The sequence below is a fragment of the Spirosoma koreense genome (assembly GCF_054777875.1).
On record NZ_BAAHAC010000009.1, the window covers coordinates 39,401 to 65,608 of the forward strand.

The window sequence follows — 26,208 nt, forward strand, 5'->3', positions numbered from 1 at the left end:
TGCGTAAGTGCCTAGTTATCCACAATGCAACTGTGGATAACTAGGCACTTACGCACATTTGAGAATTAAAAAATTCTTTCTGATTCATCATCATAGCGGAGCCTTTACCTTTGCGGTAGGTTGATAAATTATAATTTGGTTACTCGTACCCTATCGCAACGACTGGCAATATACCAGCAGAGCGGCCTGCTACGCCAGCTCCGGACGGCCGATGGCTTCGTTGATTTTTGTTCGAACGATTACCTTGGCTTTGCCCGTTCTCCCAGTTTGAAGCAGGCGATTCTGCAGGCCGACATCGCCGATTTGCCCGGTCGGAACGGTGCGACTGGCTCTCGCTTGCTGGCGGGCCAGACCCAACTGGCGGATGAAGTAGAGCAGGAGTTGGCACACTTCTACCAGACCGAAGCCGCACTCATCTTTAACTCCGGCTACGATGCTAATCTGGGTTTATTGTCCTGTCTGCCAAAAGCCGGAGATACACTGCTGACGGATGAACTCATCCATGCCAGCATGATCGACGGCGCACGCCTTAGTTACGCTACCCGTTATCGGTTCCGTCACAATGATCTGAACGACCTGGAGTCGAGACTTCGTCAGGCAGCTCTGGCGCAGCCCGATGGTCAAGTATTTGTGGCTGTCGAGTCGGTTTACTCAATGGATGGAGATACCGCCCCCCTGGTCCAGATGGCGGATCTGTGTGAGCAGTACGGGGCTGCTCTGCTGGTCGATGAAGCGCATGCAACAGGGATTTATGGACCCAATGGCGAGGGATTAGTCGCGGAGTTTGGCCTGACAGAGCGCGTGTTGGCGCGTGTGCATACGTTCGGGAAGGCGCTGGGTGTGCATGGGGCAGCTATCGTCGGGCCGGCGGTACTACGTGACTATCTGATCAATTTTGCCCGCCCGTTCATTTACACAACCGCTCTGCCACCCCACAGTCTGCTGGCGATCCGTGGTGCGCATCAATATCTAAAAGCGTACCCGGAAGCGCGACTGATGCTTCGGGAACGGCTGGATTACTTTTGCCAGCGAGTTGGCGATACATTATCGGGTACGGTTTGGACAAAGAGCCAATCGCCCATTCAGTGCCTGATTATCCCGGACAACGAACAGGCGCGCGCCGTAGCTGCAGAAGCGCAACGCATCGGTCTGGATGTTCGGGCTATTCTGAGCCCAACCGTGCCTGCCGGCCAGGAACGGCTGCGGTTGTGTATTCATGCTTTCAATACAACCGAAGAGATTGATCAACTGATCAATAGTCTTCAACTTACATTAATTGGAGCCCCCAAACTATGAGTTTGTCTTCATCATCTACTCAACTGATCGTTGCTGGTATCGGTACTGAAATCGGCAAAACGATCGTCTCAGCCATACTGGTCGAAGCGCTGAAAGCAGATTACTGGAAACCGGTCCAGTCGGGCGCGCTGGAAGATTCGGATACGAATACGGTTCGCGGGCTGATCAGCAATTCAGTCTCGCGCTTTCATCCGGAAAGCTATCGGCTGAGGCAGCCGTTATCGCCCCATGCTGCCGCGGAACTGGATGGAATCACGATCGATCCGGATGCAATTACACACCCACAGACAGACAATGCCTTGGTGATCGAGCTGGCAGGTGGGCTGATGGTGCCACTTAATCGCCATTATCTGAACATCGATCTGGTACAGAAATTAGGTTTGCCAGTTGTATTGGTATCCCGCAATTATCTGGGTAGCATCAACCATACGCTACTCTCGGTCGAAGCCTGTCGCAGCCGGAATATTTCTCTTTTGGGAATAATTTTCAACGGACCTACCAACCCCGCAACGGAAGAGTTTATCCTGGCCTACACCGGTTTGCCCTGTATTGCGCGCGTCCGACAGGAAGAGTCCGTGACGCCGGCAGTAATTCAAAAATACGCTTCGGTAATTGAGCTGTAAACCCCCGCCGAACAACTACCAGTTTTCTATCAGTTCGTTAAAAATATCCAGGAGAAATCTCGATTTGGGTCCGACATACCCGTCACCGATCGTCAGATCGCCTATTTGGGTGATGGGTAGCACTTTTTTCGTCGAACTGGTGGTGAACGCTTCGTCGGCGTCGTAAAGTTCGGAGAGCATCACCGGCCGTTCTTCAACCTTAAAATCGCTCTGTGCCAGCTGGATAATAGTTTTTCGGGTGATCCCGTGCAGAATATTCCGGTTGGGTGTAATGAGTCGGTCGCCTTTGACAATAAAAAAATTGCTTCGGCTTAACTCGCTGATTTCTCCACCTTTCTGATACAGCAGATCCGACACGCCCGCCGATTTAATGGCTTCAGCCATCAGGATGACCCGCTTGTAATCCGTCGTCTTTACTTCGGCCATTTCCCGGACATACTCATCCAGAATAACGCTGATTCCCTGCTCATACTGAACCGCAGGTACCGGATGAATCGGTTCGGTCAGAATGAGCAAGTTCGGGCGATCGATGCTGATACTGTCGGGCGAGTAGCCGCCGGTCATTACAAACCGAAATGCCATATCGGCGGGTGCCCCCGCTTCGACGCTACGCTCCATCAGATTCATCAGAATGGTGTACGTCTCGGTTTTGTTTACGGGCAACGGCAGGTGCAACCGTGACGCCGAATTCTGGAACCGCTCCCAATACCAGTCCCACTGAAATGGCCGGCCGTTGTAGGTCAGGAAATAATCGAAGAGGCCGTAACCGCGTAATAAGCTCAGGTCTGTTATGCCAACAGCGAGCTGATCGGTTGGGGCAATGGTGCCGTTGAAATACCCGTAATGCATAAAAAGCCGTATTTTTACTTGAAACAAATGTACGGCAGAGAGAATGTTTTTAAGTTAACTCCTGCGCTAAAGTCAAAAAACGTGATTTGGTGGACAGCACTAACCCAAATCCTTGACTACTAATTGGACGGTATAACGGCTTTTCTGCTCCAGTAACAGCTTTTTGTTCACCAGCACCCGGTCGATGGTGCTCTGATCATAATAGCGGATGGTGATCAACTCCAGCCCGTCGTTGTAGGTCACCCGAAAATCCTGCTTTAATTGTGTCAGCAGTCCCGGCACACGATCGGGGTTATTATCGATAACCACCGAAAAACTGATGGCCGTATTCTGCATGAGGTTGATTTTTACCCCGGCTTGTGCAAAGCGGCCAAAAATCCGGCTCAGGTTATCTTCCGCAATAAACGAAAAGTCGTTGGGGTGAAGCGAGATCAGCACCTGATTAATCTTGAAAATAAACGAAGGGGTCAGCAGGTGCCGTTCGTAATTGCCAATGACAGTACCAAGTGCATCGGGCTTTAAAAAAGATCGGACGTACAGAGGAATACGCCTGTTTTGTAGCGGTTTGATGGTTTTGGGGTGAATGACGGTTGCTCCGTAGTAAGCAAGCTCGATCGCATCCTGATAAGTAATCTTGTCCAGCAGCACCGTATCGTCGAACCACTTCGGATCGGCATTCAATACGCCGGGCACGTCTTTCCAGATCGTCACGCTTTCGGCGTTCAGGCAGTAAGCAAAAATAGCCGCCGTATAGTCGGACCCTTCGCGTCCGAGCGTCGTTGTGCGCTGATCGGGCGTTTGACCAATAAATCCCTGGGTAATCTTGATTCCCTTACTTCTGACGTTTTGGTTTATACGCCGACTGGTTTCTTCCCAGTCTACCCGGCCTTCCCGAAAATTGGCGTCCGTCCGGATCAGCTGGCGTGCATCGAACCAGCGTGCAGACAAGCCAATTTGTGTCAGGTAGGCGACTACAATTTGTGTCGAAAGGATCTCTCCCAGCGAAACGATCTGATCATACGTTTCATCATAGGCGCTGGTTGGTGGCTGGAATACATAAGCTTCCAACTGAGCGAAAACCTTTGCAACGGGGGTGACATCGCCGGTTAATTCGGCCAGAATCGAATGATGATACTCCCGGACTAAACTAAGCTGCCGCCGTAGGTCGGTAACCCGGTTTTGGGTGTATGCACGGACTATTTCTTCCAGGGCGTTGGTCGTTTTACCCATCGCCGATATGATGACTAGCGCGTTCTGACCCTGTGATTTCAGGATTTCGGCCAGGTTTTTAACCCCGGCGGCATCTTTTACGGAGGCTCCTCCAAATTTGAAAACCTTCATATCCCTTATAAACAGACAGGATTACAGGATGAAGAAGTTTCCACAATCCTGTAATCCTGTTGAAAAACGAATGCGTTAAACGGCTATGCTACGCTCGGTAAACAGCAGCTCCCGGACGGCCTTAGCGATACCCTGTGGATCGAAACCACATTCATGCTGTAGTTCGATTTGCTTGCCATGTTCAATGACGGCATCCGGAATACCCAGCCGTTTGACACGCGCCATATATCCGTGGTTAGCCATGAACTCCAGCACAGCGCTCCCAAAGCCCCCCATAATGCACCCATCTTCGACGGTTACTACCCGATCGAAACGGCTGAAAATCTGGTGAAGCAGGGTTTCATCCAGCGGTTTGACATAGCGCATGTCGAAATGAGCGGGACGAATTCCTTCTTTAGCGAGCAGGTCTGCTGCCTGAACAGCGTAGTTCCCAATGTGCCCGATGGTTAGAATGGCCACATTTTCGCCATCGGCAATCATTCTTCCCTTGCCGATAGTCTGTTTTTCAAGCGGTGTGCGCCAGTAGGGCATAACACCCTCACCCCGGGGGTAGCGAATGGTAAACGCTTGTTTACCCTGCTGGACCTCCGCCGATTGAGCCGTAAACATCATGTTGCGAAGTTCCTGCTCATTCATCGGTGCGGCAACAATCATATTTGGAATGCAGCGCATGTAGGCCAGATCGTAGGCACCGTGGTGAGTTGGTCCGTCTTCACCAGCAAAACCGGCCCGATCCAGGCAAAAAATAACCGGAAGCTCCTGAATGCAGACATCGTGGATCACCTGATCGTAGGCCCGCTGCATGAAAGTTGAGTAGATATTGCAGAAGACGACCTCTCCCTGCGTGGCCATACCGGCCGAAAAGGTAACCGCATGTTGCTCGGCAATGCCTACGTCGAAGGCTCGCTTGGGCATGGCCTTCATCATAATGTTCATGGACGAACCCGAGGGCATGGCCGGAGTTACCCCAACAATGCGCGGGTTCTGTTCGGCCAGTTCCACGAGTGTATTGCCAAAAACGTCCTGATATTTAGGTGGCTGAGGAGCCTCGAAGACTTTCTTATGGATGACCCCCGTTACTTTGTCGAACAGACCCGGTGCATGCCACTTCGTCTGATCTTTTTCCGCCGGTCCATACCCTTTGCCTTTAACGGTCAGGACGTGTAATAATTTCGGGCCAGGAATGTGCTTCAGATCGTCCAGCACACTCACCAGGTGATCGATGTCGTGGCCATCGATCGGCCCAAAGTAGCGCAGGTGTAAGGATTCGAACAGATTACTTTGTTCGAGCAGTGAACTCTTGATCCCCGATTGGATTTGCGATACCAGTTCCTGAGCCGTTTTGCCCAGTTTATCCATCTTCCCCAGCAGGTTCCAGATCTCGTCTTTTACCCGGTTATAGGTATGCGAGGTTGTAATGTCGGTCAGGTACTCGCGCAACGCGCCCACATTAGGGTCGATGCTCATACAGTTGTCGTTCAGCACGATGAGCAGGTTGCTGTCTGTTGCACCGGCATGATTCATACCTTCGAAGGCTTCACCCGCTGTCAGTGCACCATCGCCGATAACCGCGATGTGATGACGTTGTAAGTTACCCTGTAGTTGTGAGGCTACGGCCATGCCCAAAGCCGCCGAAATAGACGTAGATGAGTGACCGACCCCAAACGAATCGTACGGGCTTTCTTTGCGTTTCGGAAATCCTGAAAGACCCTTATAAAACCGATTTGTATGAAATTTTTCCCGGCGACCCGTAAGGATTTTATGCCCATAAGCCTGATGGCCTACGTCCCATATCAACTGATCGTCGGGCGTATTGAAGACATAATGCAAAGCAACGGTCAGTTCGACCACACCCAGGCTGGCACCAAAATGACCGCCGTAAACCGATACATCGTCGATAATGAATTGGCGAAGTTCGTCGGCGAGCTGAGGCAAGCGGGATTTATCGAGTTTACGAAGATCGTCGGGGGTATTGATAGCGGCCAATAGACTGCCAGGGGTAATTAGCATGGTGGTAACAGCTAAACGTCTGTCTTACAACAACACACGTACTCAGTACAATGTTCTGTGGCGTGTTCGTTTATCGCCTTCGGAGAACGAAGCTACTATATTTTATCGACATTTATAAAAAATCTAAGCCTCTGCTTGCTACTTATGTACGTAGCGGTCAGAGGCTTAGATTTTTATAAGAATGGTTATTCAGATCCTGTTAATTACGCTGGCTGGCTCTGAACAGTTTTTGCTTTTCCTCACGGGTTAGGCTCTCATAGCCCGAGCGTGAAATTTTATCGAGAATGGTATCTACTTCGTCCTGATCAGGGGTCGAAATAGAAGAAGATCCTGGTGCTGACACATACGTGCTGGCTTGTGTACTGGCGTTACTCCGCTGCCGATATGATACTTTGACGGCCGGCTTTGGTTTCAGCAAATTACTCCAGCCATCAGCTATCCAGTAGATTGGCCGTCCCAGATCGGTTCCATTCTGAAGCAGCTTGACATAGGAGAATCCCATGAGTGTACCGCCCAAATGGGCTAGGTTTCCTCCGGCATTTTCGCCCGCCGATTGCGCGATAGACAGCACGACAAAGAAGAAAACGATATACTTTATACGAACAGGCCCGAAGAAGAGCAGATGAAACGTGTAGTTAGGCAATAAGGTAGCCGCACCGACGGCTACTGAAAAGGCCGCTGCCGATGCACCCAGCATAGGACGCGTGTCCTCGCGGTTCTGAAAATAAGGAACCAGGTTATACATGGCCAGAAACAGCAGCCCACCAGCTAAACCGCCCATTATGTATAAACCGATCAGCCGCCGATTTCCCAGGTATTCATCGATGAGCCGCCCGAACCAGTACAGAAACAGCATGTTATACAAAACATGGATAATGTCCTGGTGGGTAAAAAAGTAAGTGAATAACGTCCAGGGTTTATGCAAAAATGCATTGATATCACCCGGCATCATGAGTTGCTGTACAGCCAAATCATAAAGGCCTAAATTCTGCGCCATTGTCAGTGTCACTCTGGCCAGTAACAACACCAGAAAAACAACCACATTGACCAGGATCAATTGCACCAACGTATTGTTGGGCTTATTGAATTCGCTCCGAAAATCCTCGAATAAGCCGCTCATGCCTAATAAAATGTTTTTCGCTGGGACCCCCAGTATTTCACCAGTATAAATGCAAATAACATACCCCCAATATGGGCGAAGTGAGCAACATTATCAGTCTGTGTCTGATAAATACCTGAATATAGCTCCATTGCCCCGGAAAATAAAACGATATACTTAACCTTAAGTGGTATAGGTGGAAACAATAAAAACACCTGAGTGTTCGGAAATAATAAACCTACGCCCATTAATACACCAAAAACTGCGCCAGATGCGCCGACCATAGGTTCGTCGATCTGACTGGAAAGTATTCGATTTACAATCGTTACGCTGTCCTGTAAGTTCTTACTGTCATTTGGATAGGCCTTAAACTGATCGAGAAAAGGCATCAGCCGATCATATAACGAACCGGCGTGCTGGTCAACGAAAGCCGAAAAACTTTCATAGCCCGGGTTTACCCGATAAGTTTGAACTGACTCATATACGTCGCGTGTCTCAAAATAGTTTACGCCCGAGAACAGCAAGGCCGCTCCAAATCCACAGAAAAAGTAAAAAAAAGTAAACCGACGAGGACCCCAAAACAGCTCGAGCATCGGTCCGAAAAATATTAACCACAGCATGTTGCTGAAAATATGGCCAAAATTGGCATGCAGAAACATGTGTGTTACTAACTGAATGGGATTAAACTTGTCTGACAGAAACGAGTGGAGCCCAAACTGATCGATGACGGACTCATTCGTCGCTATAAAGACAATTACATTGATTATTAACAGACTACGAACTACCGGTGTAAGGTTAAACATGCTACTATCAACAATTTATGCTGATTAACTCAATAATCAGCGAAAAAGTCCTGCAATTTTATCCAACGTCAAGACAACCATCACGGGTTCACCGACGGGAGTGTAACTTGGATTTGTCGAAGCAAATAACTGATCGACCAGCGCCCGACGCTCCGTAGCGCTCAATCGGTTTGTGTGACGCATGGCGGATCGACGCGCCAGTGAGCGCGCCATAGATTCTAGTTTATCTAATTTCAACCGTCCTGTATCCGACCGTAGTTGGGCCAATAAATTGGCGAAGAGCTCTTCTTCATTCTCGCCCATGGTCAGGGTCGGTATGCCCCGAATCACAAACGTGTTCGTACCTAGTTCATCGAATTCAAATCCAAGATTACTCAGATCATCACGCAAGTCGAGAGCGAGCTGAAAATCCACCGGCATTAGCGTGATGGTTTTGGGGAACAGCAACTGTTGCGAAGCCCCGTTCCGCTTTGTCAGTGCCGTATGAAACTGGTCATATAGGATTCGCTCATAAGCCCTGCGCTGATCGATAAGCATCATTCCTGACTTGATCGGCGCTAAAAGGTAACGGTTATGCAACTGCACAATGTTATCGTCTTCAACCAACACAGGAACGTCTTCCGGGGGCTCCAGACCCATCTGTAATTGATTGGCCCGGCTTCCTAGCGTAATGGGTTCGTTCTCGGACGGCTGGTTGGTAGTAGATGCTTCAGCCTCTGGCTTTGCAGGCCCCAGCCAATCGCCCGCTTCTTTGGTCGTATCGGTCAGCGGCACTGCCGTACCGTTTCCACCCCGGTCTTCGGAGAGCGTCTGCCAATTGTTGACCGATGGACGGGGCTCTGGCTTTCCAACAGTCGATCCGTTTGTGCGATCCGCTTTTTTAGGTATATCGAAACTACCGCCCGCTGCCTGATTCAAGGCATCATCACGCAATGAGCCCCGCTCTTTGGCCACTGATGGGGCTACTGTTTTTTCGGGGCTCGTCCAGGACGGAGTAATCGGCCGGGCCGTAACACGTTCTGAACTGGTCGGTGAAGCCGATTGAACAGCACCAGGACGCACACCCGCCAGGAAGTTGACATCCGAATCGAAATCGAGGGAAGGCGCAAGATTATAAATACCTACGGCTTTACGGACCGCAGCCATCATAATAGCATAGACCGAGCGCTCGTCATCGAACTTTATTTCTGTTTTGGTAGGATGAATATTGATGTCGATATGCGACGGATCGATGTCAATAAACAGCACGTAAAACGGATGGCTACCTTCGGGCAACGTACCTTCATAAGCGCCTATGACTGCGTGATGAAGGTAGTTATGCTTGATGAAGCGGTTATTGACGAAGAAAAACTGTTCATTCCGCGCTTTTTTAGCCGATTCGGGTTTGCCGATGTACCCCCGAACGGTTACATAAGGCGTTGTTTCTTCGCATTGATTCAACTGCTCACGGTAGCTTTTGCCAAACATATCGATGATCCGGCGGCTTAGCTTACCAGCGGGTAGGTTGTAGATTTCCTGGTCATTATGAAACAGAGAAAAAGCTACTTCCGGATTGGCCAGCGCAACGCGCTGAAACTCATCGATGATGTGGCGCATCTCCACCGAATTCGACTTCAGGAAGTTACGGCGAGCGGGCACATTGAAAAACAGGTTTTTAATCAGCAGATTCGTACCAGGCAGGCAGGAAATGGCTTCCTGCGCTTTAAGGTCAGAACCTTCGATGCGGATCAGGGTGCCGAGTTCATCGGCGGCCCGGCGTGTACGCATCTCAATCTGGGCAACGGCAGCGATAGACGCCAGCGCTTCGCCCCGAAAGCCCATCGTACGGATTCGGAAAAGATCGTCCGACGAACGGATTTTAGATGTTGCGTGCCGCTCGAAGCTCATGCGCGCATCGGTTTCGGTCATGCCAACGCCATCGTCTACGATCTGAATCAGATTGCGACCCGCTTCCCGGATGATAACCTGTACGGATTTGGCTTTCGCATCGACCGAGTTTTCGAGCAGCTCTTTCACGACCGACGCTGGCCGCTGCACGACCTCTCCAGCCGCAATCTGATTGGCGATGGAGTCGGGCAGTAGCTGAATGACGTTTAACATAACGGATAAAATCTCCTGTTACGGCGGCTTGCGTAACGTAACAATATACAAAAATAACCCATAGGTTGTATGGATAATTCAACCAAATCAGGGGAATTTGCAGAAACATTGAATGCCGCCCTACGAAACGTTATCCGTTTCGCATGGGCGGCATTCCAAGCCGGAAGCTGAAAAAACTTAGACTTTGATTTCTACATCGACGCCACTCGGTAGTTCGAGTTTCATCAGGGCGTCGACCGTTTTAGCACTGCTGCTGTAAATGTCGACCAGCCGCTTGTAAGTGCAAAGCTGGAATTGTTCCCGAGCCTTTTTGTTGACGTGGGGCGACCGCAGTACGGTGTAAATTTCTTTGTTAGTTGGCAGAGGAATCGGTCCGCTTACGATAGCGCCCGTCGATTTGACGGCCTTTACGATTTTCTCTGCTGATTTGTCAACCAGCATGTGGTCGAACGACTTCAGCTTAATGCGAATTTTCTGGCTCATTGCTATTGTGGTTCGTTTAGTGAAAGTGACCGTCGAAAGAACCATTTACTCCGGCGGCACAAAAAATGGGCAGTTGATCGGTAAGAACAACTGCCCAATATCTAATCAAGGCTTACGCCCTCACGGTTCCTTTTTCTTTCGCAACGACGCTGTCTGAAATGTTCTGCGGTACTACTTCATAGTGCGAGAACGTAAGGTTTGCCGTAGCCCGACCCGACGACATCGTCCGCAGGTCGGTAACGTAACCGAACAGCTCCGAAAGAGGCACGTCGGCTTTGATCACCTGCGAGCCAGCTTTCGTGTCCATGCCTTTCATCACACCCCGGCGACGGTTCAGGTCACCCGTAATCGGACCCGTGTATTCTTCTGGGGTCAGTACTTCGACCGCCATGATCGGTTCGAGCAGTTTCGGACCAGCCTGGCGGGCCGCTTCGCGGAAGCCCAGCCGAGCAGCCATCTCGAACGACAGCGAATCGGAGTCGACATCGTGGTACGAGCCGTGGAACAACCGAACTTTCATACTTTCCAGCGGGAAGCCAGCCAACGGACCGTTTTTCAGCGATTCTTCGAATCCTTTCTGAACCGGCTGGATAAATTCGCGAGGAATTACCCCACCTACAATACCGTTCTCAAACTGCAGACCTGGCTTGATGCTGCCGTCTTCTTCCTGATCCCGTGGTCCGAGTTCGAACACGATATCAGCAAATTTACCGCGGCCACCCGTTTGTTTCTTGTAAACCTCACGGTGTTCCACGTTTTTGGTCAGCTTCTCTTTGTAAGCGACCTGCGGTGCACCCTGGTTTACTTCTACCTTAAACTCACGACGCATCCGGTCGATGATGATTTCGAGGTGAAGCTCACCCATACCCCGGATAATGGTCTGACCGGTTTCTTCGTTCGACTCGACTTTGAGGGTCGGATCTTCTTCGATCAGTTTACCGATGGCTTTCGAGAAGTTGTCCTGATCGGCCGTTTTCTTCGGCTCGATAGCGTACCCAATAACCGGATCGGGGAATACCATCGATTCCAGAACGATTGGGTTTTTCTCATCCGACAGCGTATCGCCGGTTTTGATGTCTTTAAAACCAACTACCGCACCGATGTCACCTGCTTCCAGACGATCGATCTGGTTTTGCTTGTTGGCGTGCATCTGGAAAATCCGCGAAATCCGCTCTTTATTACCCGAACGGTTATTCAGGATGTAAGAGCCTGATTCGAGCACACCCGAGTACGAGCGAACAAAGCACAGACGACCTACGTAAGGGTCCGTAGCAATTTTGAACGCCAGTGCTGAGAACGGCTCCGAAGACGATGGTTTCCGGGAAATCTCCTCGCCCGTGTTCGGATTCGTTCCTTTGATGCTCTCTTTGTCCAACGGTGAGGGCAGCAGTGCCATCACGTAGTCGAGCATGGTTTGTACTCCTTTGTTTTTGAACGACGAGCCGCAGAGCATCGGCACGATTTTCATAGCGATGGTCGCTTTGCGAAGAGCCGCCAGAATTTCGTCTTCCGAAATTGAATCCGGATCATCGAAATATTTTTCCATCAGCGAATCATCGAACTCAGCTACCGCTTCCAGCAGCTTTTCTCGCCATTCGGTTGCTTCCTCCAGCATGTCGTCTGGGATAGGAACCACCTCGAAGGTCATCCCTTTGTCGGCTTCGTTCCAGACAAGACCCCGGAAGTTGACCAGGTCGACAACGCCTTTGAAATTTTCCTCTTCACCAATCGGCAACTGAAGCGGAACCGCATAGCTACCGAGCATTTCTTTTACCTGGCGGCATACGTTCAGGAAATCGGCCCCTGAACGGTCCATTTTATTGACGAACCCTAACCGGGCTACGTTATAGTTGTTGGCCAGACGCCAGTTGGTTTCTGACTGAGGCTCAACGCCATCGACGGCACTGAACAGGAAAACCAGCCCGTCGAGTACGCGCAGCGAACGGTTTACTTCAACCGTAAAGTCGACGTGGCCTGGAGTATCGATAATGTTGATATGGTACTTTTGATCGCGGTAGGTCCAGTCAACGGTCGTAGCAGCCGATGTAATCGTAATACCCCGTTCCTGTTCCTGCTCCATCCAGTCCATCGTGGCGGCACCATCGTGCACCTCCCCGATTTTGTGGCTTACCCCGGCATAATAGAGAATGCGTTCGGTTGTGGTCGTCTTACCCGCATCAATGTGGGCAGCGATACCGATGTTCCTCGTGAAATTTAAATCGCGAGCCATTAGTTTGTATACTAAAAGTTATGTTTTTCTAAACTCGAAGGAAAGGGCCGTTGCGGTGAGCAATAAGCGACCCTGCTCAAATCAGGTCGCAAAATTACTGAAAGTCAATCACAAAAGCAACCTTCAGCCTAAGAATATCAGCGAAACTATTCTCCTCTTTTGCCCATTCTGTCAACAGTAGTCGTTTCTGCAAACGAAGCCGTAACTTGGAATCATGCAAAATCCGTATATCAATATGCTCCGAACGGCCTGGACCTATGCCCGGCGCGAGAGGAAGCACTATGTATTCATCTATACGCTATTCATTCTGGCCAATCTGGTGGCGGCTCTCCGCCCTCTATTGTTCGGCTGGTTTGTGGGCCAGCTTCAGAAACAGGATACAGCTATCGTTCAGCTGGTCTGGTGGTACATTGCCGCTTACGTAGGGCTGGAACTAGCCGAATGGGCTTTCCACGGACCAGCCCGGGTGATGGAACGGCGGCTGGCGTTTAACCTAAGCCGTAATTTCCTGGATGAGCTGTTTCATCAAACCCTACATCTGCCCGTCGGCTGGCATAAGGACCACCACAGCGGATCCACGATCAACCGAATTCGTAAAGCGTACGATGCGCTCAAAACGTTTTTTCAGGACGGGTTCATCTACTTGCAGGCGTTATCGAAATTTGTCTTTTCGTTCGGAGCAATGCTGTATTTCTCGCCTGCTTTCGGGCTTGTCGGGGTCGTGTTGGGCGCTCTGACGATTTGGGTCATTCTGCGGTTTGATCGCCCGTTCATCAAAGCGCTCGATGAAACAAACGAGCAGGAACATGTCGTATCGGCGACTTTGTTCGATAGCCTGTCTAACATCATCACCGTCATCACACTGCGGCTTGAAGAACGCATGCAGGCTAGTCTGGGCGATAAAATTGCCCAGGTTTTCCCGCCGTTTATGCGTCAGGTACGGATCAACGAGTGGAAGTGGTTCGCGGCCAGCATGCTGGTTAGTGTGATTTACATGGTTATGGCGGCTGGGTATGTGTACCAGCACTACGTTCCCGGCCAGGTTTTTCTGATCGGCGGGCTGGTAACGCTGTTGGGCTATGTCAATCAGTTTACGAGTGTTTTTCACGATGTGGCCTGGCAGTATACGGAAATCGTTAAATACAATACTGACGTGCAGACGGCCCGCAGCATCGGAGACGCTTATGCGCAGTACGAACGACCCGAGCAGGAAACACTTCCCGACAACTGGAAAAACATCGACATTGCCAATCTTACCTTCTCCCACGGGCGCATGCTGAGCTCGGCGCGTAAAGTGACGAATCTGAACGATATTCGAATGCGGCTGAGCAAGGGTAAGCGTATTGCGGTAATCGGCGAAAGCGGTTCCGGGAAAAGTACGTTGCTTACGTTATTGCGCGGGTTGTATCTGCCTGAACCGGGCGTATCGGTGCGAGTAGACGGTAGATCATTCGCTGATCTGAACGCTGTCGCCAATACGGTAACATTGTTTCCGCAGGAGCCCGAGATTTTTGAGAATACAATTGCGTATAACATTACTCTTGGCCTACCATTCGATGAGGAAGCCATCGCCGAGGTTTGCCGGATCGCTCGTTTCGATGATGTAGTTAAGCAACTGCCTAACGGACTGGAAACCAATATTCAGGAAAAAGGCGTAAATCTGTCGGGTGGGCAGCGCCAGCGGTTAGCGCTGGCGCGGGGGGTGCTGGCAGCTCGTACCAGCGATATTGTGCTGATGGACGAACCAACCAGTAGCGTCGATCCCCGAACTGAACTGGCCGTTTACCGGCAGTTGTTGCGGGAGTTTTCCAATAAAGCGGTTGTATCGACCCTGCACCGCCTTCATTTGCTGCCGTTATTTGACTACGTCTACGTTATGGAATCGGGTAAGCTGATTGACGAAGGAACGTTCGCCGAACTTCAGCAGCGTAGTGCTGTTTTCCAGGAAATGTGGGCGCATCAGAAAGACGTGCTGGAGCAGCAGGCCCTGACCTGATCAGTTACCGTCTGGAAGCAAAAAAGCCGGGTCTGTTTAGCCATTTACGGTAAACAGACCCGGCTTTTTCAATGAATCGATCTATTCGACCGGCGCTTCAACAATGGACACGATTTTCCAGAGTCCACGAATGTCCTGCAATGGTACTGTAACATTACCACCGTTCGGATTGTCGGAGTGAAGCGTAAGGTATTTGCGGGTCAGGAGCTCATTGTCCCGAATCCGCTTTACGACAAAATAATCCCGGTACATAACCGCATAAACCCCGCCCGACTGATATTCCCAGTTGTTTTCGCTGACCGGTACGGCTAGTACTTTGGCGCCGTGTGCCAGCTGTGGACTCATGCTATTCCCTGAAATTTCCAGGATGACCGCCTGTTTGTGCCCTTTAGCGATAGACTTCCGTATCCGAAAGAATTCGGTATCGGCGGTACTGATCCCGTCGGCATAACTCTCGACAAAACTGGCGTAGAATTTGACCGGAACGAACGGAACCTCAATCGTATCGTCTTCGGAGTTGAGTAGCCGGGCGTTGGCTTCCGGCGACTTTAACACCGGCATAATACCCCGAATCAGGTAGTCGGCGCTGATCTGCGGATAGCAGGCCAGTAGACTCATAATGGTATCGTACGATGGCTTGGCCCGCCCATTCAAAATATTGTAAAACTTTGATGGATTCTCGCCTAACTCTTTCGCTATCTGATAAATAGTGATACCTAAGGCGTCGAAAACCTGCTTGAGTCGGTCCTGGATCGTCACGATACTGTCAATTTTTTTTGAACAAATTTCTGCCATTGTCAGATAAATAAGTAGCAGATATAATACAAGTAAAATATATTGCGCTTGTATTAGAGCAAATATACAATAAATACAGACGATTGATAGTACCGAAAGCCACGTTCTTAGCTAAAAATTGATGAACCGGAACCGAATCGCTACGCACACGCTACCGACCTTATTGTTCGTAGACATGAACAGCTTCTTTGCTTCTTGCGAGCAACAGGACAATTACTGGTTGCGGGGCAGGCCAGTAGGGGTATGTGTCTACACCGGGCGGCAGGGGTGTGTGATTGCGCCATCGATCGAGGCTAAACTCAAGGGCGTTAAAACGGGAATGCGACTCGACGAAGCGATAGTTTTATGTCCGGATCTGGTGCCCGTCGAAACCCACCCCAGTCGATACCGCGAATATCACGTTAAGATCATCGATGTACTGCGATCGTTTTCGGACGATGTGGTCCCTAAAAGCATCGACGAAGCGGTGGTCGATCTGACCAACTATCAGCTTGTGTATAAAGACATGCGCCAAACGGCCGTAGCGATCAAACAGGCCATCAGGCAAAAAGTCGGCGACTGGTTGCGCTGTTCCATTGGCATTGCCCCAAATGTTTTTCTGGCCAAACTGGCTTCGGATATGCAGAAGCCCGATGGGCTCATCGTACTGACTCCCGATACCATCGATGAGGCTCTGCGCTCCCTGCGACTAACCGACCTGCCCGGTATTGGTCAGCGGATGGCGACCCGGCTTGAAGCGGGTGGGGTGCATACGCCACTGGATCTTCGCTATGCTTCGCCAGACCATCTGCGGGCAGTCTGCAAAAGTATCGTTGGCTGGCATTGGCACCTACGCCTGAATTTCGGTGGGGAAGTCGATTTAGACACGAACGATTCGCTCAAAAGCATGTCGGCCATGCGCACGATCTCGACCGAGCAACGGAATTCGCCTGCCCAACTAGACGAATTACTTCTGTCACTTTGCCTGACGCTCGAACGGCGGATGGTTCGCAAAGGCCTATTTTGCCAGGAGATGTCGTTTTCGTGCCGGTATCACAACGGTAAGACCTATAATTACGAAGCCCATTTTCCGGAGCCTAAACAGGATGGACCAGAACTGTACAAGATCATTCGGGAGCGCTTAGAAAAGTTTCAGGCTGCTCATCGTTGTGAACCGGTATTGAATCATCATCTGCGGACCATGTCGGTCGTTGTTTTCCGGTTCATACCCACCGAGTCGGTGCCGCTCCGGTTATTCGATAATGACGTTCGGAGAAACAAGCTCCGGCAAACGCTCTACGATCTGAAAACGAAGTTTGGCTCCGATAAGCTGCTCCGGGCTACCGAACTACGTGATAACCCCGTCTACCGGGATGTGATCGGCTTCGGGAATATCAAGGATTTGTGAGATTAGCCATTAGTAGTCAGTTGCTTCGTGTTTGCCTGGAACCATCAACAAATGACAACAATAACTACTAAATGACGCGAAGCAACTGACCGCTTTTAATCATCTAAGAACCTGCTCTTTGGGGCAGAAGAAAGTGGTCCGTCCGCCCACGACCGAGCGCTCGATTCGGGTTTTGCAGCGTGGACAGAACTTGTGCGCTTCGACATCATCGTACGGTGAATCGTCCCACTCACGAACGTGAATCAGGAAGCTGCTCGGAAAGTCCCGGTAGGTAGCTTCGTAACGGATAGCCGTTTCGAGGACCAGGTAGATCGCCTGATGCAATTGGCGCATTTGCTCGTCTGTCAGCGTATCCGCGCGCTGCTCGGGATGAATGTACGCCTGAAACAGCACTTCGTCGACAATCCAGTTTCCCAGTCCGGCTACTACACTCTGATCCAGCAAAACGGGTTTTATGAGGGCTTTTTTCCGCCGAATGCGATCGGTTAACTCAGCCAGTGAAACAGCCAGCCCATCGGGGCCGATTTTTTTTCGTTTGAGAAACGCATCAATATCGTCGATTAGGCCGACGCGCTCAAACTTGCGCGGGCACAGGAAGCCCAGATTAAACCCATTGGTAAATTCAAAGACGATCCGGGCGAAACGAGGTCGGTCGAGCGATGAATGATAATAGTCCAGATCGCCCGTCATGCCGAAATGCATGTGAACGATGGTGTCCGAATCATCGGTCAGGACAAACAGATTTTTGCCGACGCGCTGCGTACCTGTAAACTGCCGCCCGACGAGTGCGTGCTGCAGGGTCGAATAATCGGTTGTCAGAAGCTTACGATCTTCAACCTCAATATGATTTATGGGTTGGTACAGCGAAGACGTTTCGAGATACTGCCGTCTGATTTCGACCTCGGGAAGTTCGGGCATTGAGCATATTCGTTTACCGGATAACCGCCGGTCTAGCCAGGTTGTTATGATCAGTCGATACGAAGTTGATCTTGTCTGACTCCAAACAAATTTATCGGTATATTGGAAAAAAGACTGCCTGGTTCATAACCTGATAAACAGGTTGCAAACCAGGCAGCTAGTATCGGTAATGTCCGGGTTAGCTCAGGTCCCGCGAGGTTTCGAACAGGAACCAGGTCCGGCGTTCGGTTTCATCGATGTATACTTCGAGGAGGCTGGCGGTGGCTACATCTTCAGCGTCATCGGCGATTTTATGAGCATCCCGCATATTTTTAGCCATCTTTCGGTTCTCCGTTTCCAAATCTTTCAGCATGTCGAGCGGAGCCACAAAATCCTCGTCGTTGTCTTTCACCCGTTGTAACTGCGCAATATGAGCGACCGACCGGATGGTGTTGCCGCCAATTTTCCGGACGCGCTCGGCCAGCGGATCGATGGTTGCGAAGATTTGATCTGCCTGTTCGTCGAGCAGCAGGTGATAGTCGCGGAAATGGCGACCCGACATGTGCCAGTGGTAATTTTTGGTTTTGATGTATAACGCAAAAGCGTCTGCAACGAGTCGATTCAAAGACTCAGCCACTTTTTCGCGGCCTTTTTCTTCCAGATCGTTGGGTGTATCTAAAACGTCAACCTGATTAATCGCTTTCATGATTTCTTCTGTTTGATGCTCTGTTGTCAACTTCTGAAGAAACCCCGCCCAACGATTATTGTTTGTTAAACAATCCTTAAAATCGTGCCATTACTTTCTCAGAAACGGTCTTCCCGATCGATAACGACGAAGTAGCCGCCGGCGAGGGTGCATTGACGACGTTGATGGCTTTGTCGGTTTCCAGAATCGCAAAATCGTCCAGCAACCCACCTGTCCGATCGCAGGCCTGCGCCCGAACACCCGCTCCGCCACTTTCCAGATCGGCTTCCTGAATAGCCGGAATCAGTGCCTGTAAGGCTTTGGTAAAGGCGGCCTTGGAGAATGACCGGTACATCTCGCCCAATCCGGTTTCCCAGTACTTGGCGGCCACTTTCTGAAAGCCGGGCCAGGATAAGGTTTCGAATAGCTCCTTTGCATTGATATCCGACTTTGTATACCCTTCCCGTTGGAAAGCCAGAACGGCATTCGGGCCCGCTTCTACACCCCCGTGAATCATGCGTGTGTAATGCACCCCCAAAAAAGGGAAGTTCGGGTCGGGGACAGGGTAAATCAGATTTTTGACCAGATACTGTTTTTCGGGCTTGATCTTAAAATATTCGCCCCGGAACGGAATAATGCGCACATCCACGGCTTGCCGCTGTGTCAGTTGGGCAATTTTGTCGGAATACAGTCCGGCGCAATTGACGACGAGTTTGGTTTCGTAACGGCCCTTATCGGTGACGACAATACTCAGACTGGTTCCCGGTGTTATTTGCTCGACCCGCTCGGCTAACCTGATTTCGCCACCGAGTGCCTGAAACTTTTCGGCGTATTTCTCCGAAACCTGTTTGTAGTCGACAATACCGGTTTGTGGCACGAACATGCCGGCAACGCCCGTTACGTGTGGTTCGATCTCCCGCATTTCACTGACGGTCAGTTTTTTTAAACCACCCAGGCCGTTCTGCTGTCCGCGCTGGTAAAGTGTTTCTAGCTGGGGAAGTTCTTCCGGTTTGGTCGCTACGACGATCTTGCCACATAGGTCATACGGAATCCCTTCGGCCTGGCAGAAGTCGATGAGCATGTGGTAACCCCGGATGCAGTTCGTTGCTTTGAGGCTACCCGGTTTATAGTAGAGCCCCGAGTGAATCACTCCGCTGTTGTGGCCAGTCTGGTGACGAGCCAGCCCTGGTTCTTTTTCCAGCAAAACGACCGTCAAGGTGGGTCGCTGCTGTTTCAGTTGCAAAGCCGTGGCTAATCCTACGATGCCACCGCCAATGATGACTACATCTGTCATGCCGTGTATGTAAGCTGTAAGTGATCAGCCAATAAGAATCTGGCCAATTACTGACAAAGGTACGTCGCTGTTGGAATTCTCAGGTAGCCTGTTCAGCGTAATTGACCTTCGATCCAGTCCAGACCGCGTCCGTACAGGGCATGAGCAAACCGAATCCGGTTATCGAACTCGGCATCGGCGGTATGACCTTCGTTCATAAATTGACGTACGAGCCGGGCGTTGTCGATGGCCTGCGGTTGCTCATACTCGCCTTCGCTGGTCGTCCGAAACGAAGCGAAGGCGGGGGAGTCGCCCTCGAAATGCTGAAAAAACAGATGTCCGCGCGGGGTCCGAACGGCGCACAGAACACCGCTGGCCCGGCTGGTCGAGGGAGCCAGACTTCCTTCCAGCCCCCTTTTCAGCACGACAACCCCGTCGAAGCCAGCCAGCAGAGCCAGTTCGGCCATTTTCATCTGATACGTAATGTGAAAAACCGACGTGACCAGAATCTGGGCATGGCACGGGTTGAGTACTTTTTCGAGTGTAGCCAGAAAAGGACGTTTGATAATGACCTGACGCCGATCTACCCAGCGATTGAGCGCGGGCGACAGCGCTTTCTGGTCCAGAACCCAGCCGTACGAATCGAGGGGCGTATCGAGCTCGTGATTGCTTTGCAGAAACTGACAGCCCAGGTGCATGTACAGGTCCAGCGCGTTGAGCGTAAACTTTGGTCCGCCCGACCGTCCGACCATCGATATGGCACCGTAGCCGCGCTTCTGAAAAAATTTTGCCAGTAAGGGTGTAATCAGATAGCTGTGTTCGACACCATCGAACGGTTCCGCCAGTTGGATCAGTGGGCGGTCGGCGCAGCTAATGGGCCCGAAACCAGGCAGAAACGTGGCTTCGGCGGCCCGCATCAACCCCTGATATTCTTCGTTCGTCTCGTGCCGCACGCGCATGATACTAGCCGCCAGTCCGCGGAAGGTTTCGCAGGGGCCGTCGCCGTACAGGTAGTCACCCAGTTGCTGGGCCTCGCTAACCTGCAGATTGGCTCCCCGAACCAGCTTCGTGGCAATGGGCAGCATGCCGGTCGATAGATCAGGGCAGAGTTTGTTGATGAAAAATGTTGGATGTGCGAAGGCGCCTTTGCCAACGACCTCTTCCAGAGTTCGCTCTTCCGGTGTTGGACCTTTGGCCAGTAGAGCACCCAGAAAGGCTCCTCGCTGAAGCGGATGGCTGCTTGGGTCGGTCAGTGCTGTCCGGCATTCGGCTAGTAACTCCGGCGTCAGTGGTTTACTACCATATTTACCAATTCCAATGTGCTTGATGCCTCGGCCAAGTGGCGTTTCTGTAGCAGGCGTATCCAGAACCATAGACGCAGTTGATTTAACGGAACACAGGGAGTTAGGTAAAAGTAAACAAAAAAGTCCTGTCGGCGATAGCGGAAATACACCTAAAGTACAGATTTTGAGGCTTTTTCTTGGCTCATTTATGCCCTGTCCTCATACGATCCAAAATTTGAAGTTTAGGCCGGAGCCAGTAGTTGTCGGGCACAGTCAAAATCACTTACTTTCGGAAAAATACTATTGTCCACCAAGACTTAATCTCTTTTTAAGCATTCACTCGATGGTTTCTTTACGCTCTCCGGAAGCATCCCGAATGATGCTTTTTCTGTTGCTGGCTTTTCTGCTGATCGGTGTGGAAATAGTCGTCACTCATACCCCCGCCTTTCGCCACCATCCGGTTGGCCTTTCGATAGCCGTACTCGTCGATCTTGTTTTCGTAACGACGAGCTTATTTTACTGGCTCGTTGTCCGGCCACTTCACTTAGCCAACAGTCGGTTGCTGTTGATGGCCGTACTGATGTTGCGGATCGCGCTGTTCATTTTACCCCAAACCGCGTTTCCATCTGACAGCATATGGCCTGCTTTTCTAATGCTGGCTGAAAGTGTCGTCCTGGCTATCGGTGTAATACGTATCCGTAGCCTTTTAAAAACGTATCGACAGCTACGAGCGGAAACCGATACAGAAACAGCTTTGCGGCAAAGCATGGCCGTAGTAATGAGCAAGCGGGTCGCCGGATTTATTTTCGGTGAAGGGCTTACAGTTTACTACATTCTGTTTGGTTGGAACCTTCGGTCCAATCTTCCACGGGAGGCACGGATGGTGACAACGCATCGGCAGTCAGGCCAGATTGCTTTGACCGTCGGCCTGCTCCTGGTGGGAATTATTGAGGGGGTGGCGGTTCATTTACTGCTTCAGCGCTGGAGTTCGACGGTCGCCTTCTGGGTTACGGCCCTGAGTGGCTACGGGTTACTTTTTTTCGTTGCCGATACTCTGGCAACAGTCAAACGGCCTTCTTACGTAATCAATGACCAGTTGATCTTACGATTAGGCATCCGTTGGCGAGCTCAGATTGCCCATTCAGTCATCACGCAGATTTTACCTATTGATGAGAAGTTACCCAGGCAGGTCGATCGGGTTAACGGTGCGTTTCTGACAGCGCCGAATGTGCTGTTGACGTTTCGGGAGCCCGTCTGCCTTACCGGTCCTTACGGGATTCAGAGAAGCGTTCGGCAATTGTCGTTTTTTGTCGACGATCGTTCGGATTTCATAGCCATGTTTCCGACTGGATTGACCGGATAAACAGGATTAAAAAGAAGAATCGAATTCTGTTTATCCGGTCAATCCAGTCGGGTAAGTCCGAAAACAATTGAGTACGGTGCATAAACGCTTAATCCGCTATTTTTGCACCGTACTCAATTGTTTTCGGCAGCATGGCGGAACGCATTAGTTATGGAAAAACCTGGTGGGGCCAGCAGTGGCTCAATGCCCTGACGAATATTGACCTGGCCAACCGACTGCCCCGCGGTCGGACCTACGCCAACCAGGGAGCGGTGATGGGGCTGTCTATCGCCAACAACCTGATCAGTGCCTCGGTCAAAGGAACTGCGCCCCGACCCTACAAAGCCAAGCTCTCGGTACCGCTGCTGACAGAGCAGGAAAAAAAGTGGATCATAACCGAAATCCGCGAAAACCCGGCCACGCTGGCCCAGCTCCTGAACCGGCAGCTCCCCCCCGAACTCATTGAGTTTACCCAACGCCGGGGTATCCGGCTCTTTCCGAACTCATTTCAGGATTTATCGATGGGCTGTTCCTGCCCCGATCAGGCCGAACCCTGTAAACACCTGGCCGCTGTCATTTACATCATCGCCAACGAAATCGACCGGAACCCGTTTTTGGTTTTTCAGGTAAAGGGACTGAACATTTTAGAAGAACTTCAGACCGATTTGCTGGCGGCAACCGGTTCGAGTGCGAGCAACGTATTATCTTTCAAAGATATATGCACCGATGAACTGCCTGACGACGAAGAGTGGCAGGCCGACGAAAAAGCACGGGCTCGGCTGGACTTTGCCACTATTCCGTCACTGGCCGACCAGTTGCTGGGATTACTTTCTCCGGATGTCACGTTTGCCAAAGGAGATTTCCATAAGTCGCTGAGCCGGGCGTATAAGCTATTCTGCAAACCTCAAACGGAAGAAAAAATAGCTGAAGGAGCTGACAGGCCTGCTTTTAGCGACAGTATTGAACTTCAACTGGATGAGGTGATGTCGGTAAAGAAAATCGGAATCTTCAGCGAACACGGCGAAACCCGGTCTATCAGTGGATTCGAGATGAGCGATCTGGTCGGCTGGATCAGTACGCTTACGGAAGACAACTGGCCCGAAATGAGCGATTCTGTCCGGGCGTTGTACTTAACCCAGCAGTTTTCGGCAGTGCTGCTCCGACGGGGGGCGGTGGTGCCGCAGTTGTTGCGAGTGGGGCCCGCCGAAGAACATTACCGGGTGCGCTGGCTGCCGGCAACGCTGAACGAAACCGTTCGGGAACTTACGAACCTGCTGAACACGCAGATACCGCCAGCCCTGCTGACTGTGCGCTGGCAGAAAGAGTGGCTGGCCCTGCCCAACGAGCAACTGGTTCTGACCCTCTGCTCGCTGTTCATGCGCCGGGTTATCAAACCCGCCACCATCGAATTGTGGGAGCGCTGGCCGCTGGAAGACGCCGACCGGCTATTTTTTGGCCTCGAAACGATCCGGTTCGAAGGCTTTGGCCGGAAAGAAATGCCGCTGGCGATGCAGCTGTGGGTCAATGATTTTTTTCTCACTCACAAGCGGTTCGTGCCAATTCTGGCGGTTGAAGACAATGACCGGGGAGACGCTTCGTTTACCGACGAGTTTCACCTGCGCCTGCTGATTCGCGACCGCGAGGCTCCAACGGCCAACGGTGCTCCCGAGCCGCCGATTCCATTGCCCGATCTACTGCGGAAAAAGAAGCATGAACCCATCCGGATGGCCGTATTGCAGGATCTACTGGTGCTATCCCGCCACTTTCCGGATTTATCGAAGCTAACGCGAATGGGTGGGCCGGAGTACCTCGCTTATTCGCCCAGTTTATTTGTGGAAGTACTGCTGGAAACCTTACCGCGGATGCAGTTGCTGGGTATTGCACTTTGGTTGCCGAAGTCGCTTCAGCATTGGGTACGGCCGCAGGTAGGCGGCCGCCTAAAGGCAAAAGTTACGGCGGATAATGCTTTCATGCGGCTCGACGACATGCTTACCTTCGACTGGCAGGTGGCTTTGGGCGACGAGATGATGAGCGTTAGGGAATTTCAAAAATTAGTAGGGCGCACGACCGGGTTGGTCAAAATCAAAGATCAGTATGTGCTGGTCGACCCCGAGGAACTCAAAAAACTGTACAAACAACTCGAAAATCCACCGGAGCTAACCGGCTCCGATCTGCTTAAAGCCGCTTTATCGGAAGAATACCGGGGAGCACGGTTGGGGTTGTCGCCGGAAGTGCGGACGCTGATCAAACAATTTACTGAAATTGCCGCTCAACCGCTGCCCGAGGCCCTGAATGCGACGTTACGGCCATATCAGCATCGGGGTTATGACTGGCTTGTCAAGAACACGGCCCTCGGCATGGGCAGTTTGCTGGCCGACGATATGGGGCTGGGAAAAACGCTTCAGGTCATTAGTCTGTTGCTCAGATTTAGGCAGGAAGGGCGGTTTAAAAAGCAAAAAGGGCTCGTTATATTGCCGACGACCCTGCTTACTAACTGGCAGAAAGAAATCGCCCGGTTTGCGCCCGATTTGAGAGCGACGATCTATCATGGTCCCAGCCGCAAACTCCCGACCGATCGTGCTGATGAGTACGACATTCTGCTGACGACCTACGGAGTTGTCCGGTCGGATCTGGATAAGCTGAAAAAATTGACCTGGGCCGTTGTGATCATCGACGAAGCGCAGAACATTAAGAATGCCGATACTGAACAGACGAAAGCGGTTAAAGCGCTGAAATCCCCCATCCGGATTGCGCTCAGTGGTACCCCCGTCGAAAACCGGCTGTCGGAGTTCTGGAGCATCATGGATTTTGTGAACAAAGGGTATCTGGGTGGTTTGAGCAAGTTCAACGAAGAGTTTGGTAAACCCATTCAGCAGGAGCGCGACCATCAGAAACTAGAGCAGTTTCGGTTGATTACCAGTCCGTTTCTGCTTCGGCGGGTCAAAACCGACCGGACTATCATCAGCGACTTGCCGGATAAGATCGAGAATAACCAGTTTTGTTCGCTTACGCCCGAACAAACGGCGCTATATGAAAGTGTGGTGCAGGAAAGTATCCGGGCGATCGAAGAAAAAGACGGCATTGCCCGACGGGGGTTGGTCCTGAAACTGATGACGGCTCTCAAGCAGATCGGGAATCACCCACACCAATATCTGAAGCGTGGGAACGACACCGCTGCGCTGTCTGGCAAGGCAACGTTGCTGATGAATTTGCTCGAAAATATTTATGCCAGCCACGAAAAGGTGTTGATTTTCACCCAGTACCGCGAAATGGGGGAGTTGCTGACCAGGTTCATTCAGCAGGCGTTTGGGGAACAGCCCTTATTTCTGCACGGTGGTACTTCACGGGCCGATCGTGACCAGATGGTAGAGCAATTCCAGAAAAATCGCAGCGATCACACGTTTATTCTGTCGCTCAAAGCGGGTGGCACCGGCCTAAACCTGACCCAGGCGAACCACGTCATTCATTACGACCTGTGGTGGAATCCGGCCGTTGAGGCTCAGGCCACGGACCGGGCGTTTCGGATCGGTCAAACGAAAAACGTGCTGGTTTATCGGCTGATGAACCAGGGAACGCTGGAAGAAAAAATCGATGCCATGATCCGTAACAAGAAAGAACTGGCCGACCTCAGTGTAAAGACCGGCGAGACCTGGATCGGGGATCTTAGCGACGCGGAGCTGAAGGAACTGGTAGCGCTCGGGTAAAAATCTAAATTG

At 51.2% G+C, this 26,208-nt stretch carries 19 protein-coding genes; 6 read left to right on the forward strand and 13 right to left on the reverse strand.

Annotated elements, in window-relative coordinates; all coding sequences use genetic code 11:
- The first annotated feature begins 135 nt into the window (after nt 1–135).
- Nucleotides 136–1,296 carry an aminotransferase class I/II-fold pyridoxal phosphate-dependent enzyme gene (locus ACYVC2_RS11125; protein ID WP_461102496.1) on the forward strand — a complete coding sequence of 387 codons (1,161 nt, stop codon included), beginning with the start codon at nt 136–138 and terminating at the stop codon, nt 1,294–1,296.
- The gene (bioD, locus tag ACYVC2_RS11130; RefSeq protein ID WP_461102497.1) at nt 1,293–1,919 is read left to right on the forward strand and encodes a dethiobiotin synthase; all 627 of its coding nucleotides are present in this window, start codon (nt 1,293–1,295) and stop codon (nt 1,917–1,919) included. Before ACYVC2_RS11125 ends, bioD begins: the two co-directional genes overlap by 4 nt.
- Before the next feature lie 15 nt (nt 1,920–1,934).
- Here bioD and ACYVC2_RS11135 read toward each other — a convergent pair whose 3' ends face one another.
- From ACYVC2_RS11135 to fusA, 8 genes are all read right to left on the reverse strand, one after another.
- Nucleotides 1,935–2,768 carry an aminotransferase class IV gene (locus tag ACYVC2_RS11135; RefSeq protein WP_461102498.1) on the reverse strand — a complete coding sequence of 278 codons (834 nt, stop codon included), beginning with the start codon at nt 2,766–2,768 and terminating at the stop codon, nt 1,935–1,937.
- Between the two features lie 99 nt (nt 2,769–2,867).
- The gene (locus tag ACYVC2_RS11140; protein WP_461102499.1) at nt 2,868–4,109 is read right to left on the reverse strand and encodes an aspartate kinase; all 1,242 of its coding nucleotides are present in this window, start codon (nt 4,107–4,109) and stop codon (nt 2,868–2,870) included.
- A 75-nt stretch (nt 4,110–4,184) separates the two neighbouring features.
- Nucleotides 4,185–6,119, reverse strand: a complete 1,935-nt coding sequence (gene dxs, locus ACYVC2_RS11145) for a 1-deoxy-D-xylulose-5-phosphate synthase (protein ID WP_461102500.1) — start codon at nt 6,117–6,119, stop codon at nt 4,185–4,187.
- A 199-nt stretch (nt 6,120–6,318) separates the two neighbouring features.
- Entirely contained in the window at nt 6,319–7,239 is a 921-nt protein-coding gene (locus ACYVC2_RS11150) for a rhomboid family intramembrane serine protease (protein WP_461102501.1), read from the reverse strand.
- Nucleotides 7,240–7,241: 2 nt separating this feature from the next.
- Nucleotides 7,242–8,021, reverse strand: coding sequence for a rhomboid family intramembrane serine protease (locus tag ACYVC2_RS11155; protein ID WP_461102502.1), 780 nt, complete (start codon nt 8,019–8,021; stop codon nt 7,242–7,244).
- A gap of 36 nt (nt 8,022–8,057) precedes the next feature.
- Complete coding sequence (mutL, locus tag ACYVC2_RS11160; protein WP_461102503.1) at nt 8,058–10,121, reverse strand: DNA mismatch repair endonuclease MutL; 2,064 nt, start codon at nt 10,119–10,121, stop codon at nt 8,058–8,060.
- Between the two features lie 177 nt (nt 10,122–10,298).
- On the reverse strand, nt 10,299–10,604 hold the full coding sequence (gene rpsJ / locus ACYVC2_RS11165) for a 30S ribosomal protein S10 (protein WP_012930032.1): 306 nt from the start codon (nt 10,602–10,604) through the stop codon (nt 10,299–10,301).
- Nucleotides 10,605–10,716: 112 nt separating this feature from the next.
- Nucleotides 10,717–12,834, reverse strand: coding sequence for an elongation factor G (fusA, locus tag ACYVC2_RS11170; protein ID WP_461102504.1), 2,118 nt, complete (start codon nt 12,832–12,834; stop codon nt 10,717–10,719).
- 214 nt (nt 12,835–13,048) lie between these two features.
- Here fusA and ACYVC2_RS11175 point away from each other — a divergent pair, with 214 nt between their 5' ends.
- Nucleotides 13,049–14,830: an ABC transporter ATP-binding protein gene (locus ACYVC2_RS11175; RefSeq protein WP_461102505.1), complete on the forward strand. Its 1,782-nt coding sequence runs from the start codon at nt 13,049–13,051 to the stop codon at nt 14,828–14,830.
- An 81-nt stretch (nt 14,831–14,911) separates the two neighbouring features.
- Here the strand turns inward: ACYVC2_RS11175 and ACYVC2_RS11180 are convergent, their stop codons facing one another.
- The gene (locus ACYVC2_RS11180) at nt 14,912–15,625 is read right to left on the reverse strand and encodes a LexA family transcriptional regulator (protein ID WP_461102506.1); all 714 of its coding nucleotides are present in this window, start codon (nt 15,623–15,625) and stop codon (nt 14,912–14,914) included.
- A 121-nt stretch (nt 15,626–15,746) separates the two neighbouring features.
- Between ACYVC2_RS11180 and ACYVC2_RS11185 the strand changes: the two genes are divergently transcribed.
- Nucleotides 15,747–17,012 carry a DNA polymerase Y family protein gene (locus ACYVC2_RS11185; protein ID WP_461102507.1) on the forward strand — a complete coding sequence of 422 codons (1,266 nt, stop codon included), beginning with the start codon at nt 15,747–15,749 and terminating at the stop codon, nt 17,010–17,012.
- A gap of 99 nt (nt 17,013–17,111) precedes the next feature.
- On the opposite strand, the gene ACYVC2_RS11190 is transcribed toward ACYVC2_RS11185, so the two are convergent.
- The 4 genes from ACYVC2_RS11190 to ACYVC2_RS11205 form a co-directional block, all read right to left on the reverse strand.
- Nucleotides 17,112–17,930, reverse strand: a complete 819-nt coding sequence (locus ACYVC2_RS11190; protein WP_461102508.1) for an Fpg/Nei family DNA glycosylase — start codon at nt 17,928–17,930, stop codon at nt 17,112–17,114.
- A gap of 178 nt (nt 17,931–18,108) precedes the next feature.
- Nucleotides 18,109–18,615 carry a Dps family protein gene (locus ACYVC2_RS11195; protein WP_461102509.1) on the reverse strand — a complete coding sequence of 169 codons (507 nt, stop codon included), beginning with the start codon at nt 18,613–18,615 and terminating at the stop codon, nt 18,109–18,111.
- Between the two features lie 76 nt (nt 18,616–18,691).
- The gene (gene lhgO, locus ACYVC2_RS11200; RefSeq protein ID WP_461102510.1) at nt 18,692–19,888 is read right to left on the reverse strand and encodes an L-2-hydroxyglutarate oxidase; all 1,197 of its coding nucleotides are present in this window, start codon (nt 19,886–19,888) and stop codon (nt 18,692–18,694) included.
- A 92-nt stretch (nt 19,889–19,980) separates the two neighbouring features.
- A complete protein-coding gene (locus ACYVC2_RS11205; RefSeq protein WP_461102511.1) occupies nt 19,981–21,240 on the reverse strand; it encodes an anthranilate phosphoribosyltransferase in 1,260 nt (419 codons plus the stop codon).
- A 253-nt stretch (nt 21,241–21,493) separates the two neighbouring features.
- Here ACYVC2_RS11205 and ACYVC2_RS11210 point away from each other — a divergent pair, with 253 nt between their 5' ends.
- A complete protein-coding gene (locus tag ACYVC2_RS11210) occupies nt 21,494–22,513 on the forward strand; it encodes a hypothetical protein (protein WP_461102512.1) in 1,020 nt (339 codons plus the stop codon).
- Between the two features lie 131 nt (nt 22,514–22,644).
- Nucleotides 22,645–26,196, forward strand: a complete 3,552-nt coding sequence (locus ACYVC2_RS11215; RefSeq protein WP_461102513.1) for an SNF2-related protein — start codon at nt 22,645–22,647, stop codon at nt 26,194–26,196.
- The last annotated feature ends 12 nt before the right edge of the window (nt 26,197–26,208 follow it).

What these genes read in the sequence shown, in the direction of transcription:
- bioD (WP_461102497.1), top strand. Translation starts at nt 1,293, where the DNA reads ATGAGTTTGTCTTCATCATCTACTCAACTGATCGTTGCTGGTATCGGT.
- ACYVC2_RS11135 (WP_461102498.1), bottom strand. Translation starts at nt 2,768, where the DNA reads ATGCATTACGGGTATTTCAACGGCACCATTGCCCCAACCGATCAGCTC.
- ACYVC2_RS11140 (WP_461102499.1), bottom strand. Translation starts at nt 4,109, where the DNA reads ATGAAGGTTTTCAAATTTGGAGGAGCCTCCGTAAAAGATGCCGCCGGG.
- dxs (WP_461102500.1), bottom strand. Translation starts at nt 6,119, where the DNA reads ATGCTAATTACCCCTGGCAGTCTATTGGCCGCTATCAATACCCCCGAC.
- ACYVC2_RS11150 (WP_461102501.1), bottom strand. Translation starts at nt 7,239, where the DNA reads ATGAGCGGCTTATTCGAGGATTTTCGGAGCGAATTCAATAAGCCCAAC.
- ACYVC2_RS11155 (WP_461102502.1), bottom strand. Translation starts at nt 8,021, where the DNA reads ATGTTTAACCTTACACCGGTAGTTCGTAGTCTGTTAATAATCAATGTA.
- mutL (WP_461102503.1), bottom strand. Translation starts at nt 10,121, where the DNA reads ATGTTAAACGTCATTCAGCTACTGCCCGACTCCATCGCCAATCAGATT.
- rpsJ (WP_012930032.1), bottom strand. Translation starts at nt 10,604, where the DNA reads ATGAGCCAGAAAATTCGCATTAAGCTGAAGTCGTTCGACCACATGCTG.
- fusA (WP_461102504.1), bottom strand. Translation starts at nt 12,834, where the DNA reads ATGGCTCGCGATTTAAATTTCACGAGGAACATCGGTATCGCTGCCCAC.
- ACYVC2_RS11175 (WP_461102505.1), top strand. Translation starts at nt 13,049, where the DNA reads ATGCAAAATCCGTATATCAATATGCTCCGAACGGCCTGGACCTATGCC.
- ACYVC2_RS11180 (WP_461102506.1), bottom strand. Translation starts at nt 15,625, where the DNA reads ATGGCAGAAATTTGTTCAAAAAAAATTGACAGTATCGTGACGATCCAG.
- ACYVC2_RS11185 (WP_461102507.1), top strand. Translation starts at nt 15,747, where the DNA reads ATGAACCGGAACCGAATCGCTACGCACACGCTACCGACCTTATTGTTC.
- ACYVC2_RS11190 (WP_461102508.1), bottom strand. Translation starts at nt 17,930, where the DNA reads ATGCCCGAACTTCCCGAGGTCGAAATCAGACGGCAGTATCTCGAAACG.
- ACYVC2_RS11195 (WP_461102509.1), bottom strand. Translation starts at nt 18,615, where the DNA reads ATGAAAGCGATTAATCAGGTTGACGTTTTAGATACACCCAACGATCTG.
- lhgO (WP_461102510.1), bottom strand. Translation starts at nt 19,888, where the DNA reads ATGACAGATGTAGTCATCATTGGCGGTGGCATCGTAGGATTAGCCACG.
- ACYVC2_RS11205 (WP_461102511.1), bottom strand. Translation starts at nt 21,240, where the DNA reads ATGGTTCTGGATACGCCTGCTACAGAAACGCCACTTGGCCGAGGCATC.
- ACYVC2_RS11210 (WP_461102512.1), top strand. Translation starts at nt 21,494, where the DNA reads ATGGTTTCTTTACGCTCTCCGGAAGCATCCCGAATGATGCTTTTTCTG.
- ACYVC2_RS11215 (WP_461102513.1), top strand. Translation starts at nt 22,645, where the DNA reads ATGGCGGAACGCATTAGTTATGGAAAAACCTGGTGGGGCCAGCAGTGG.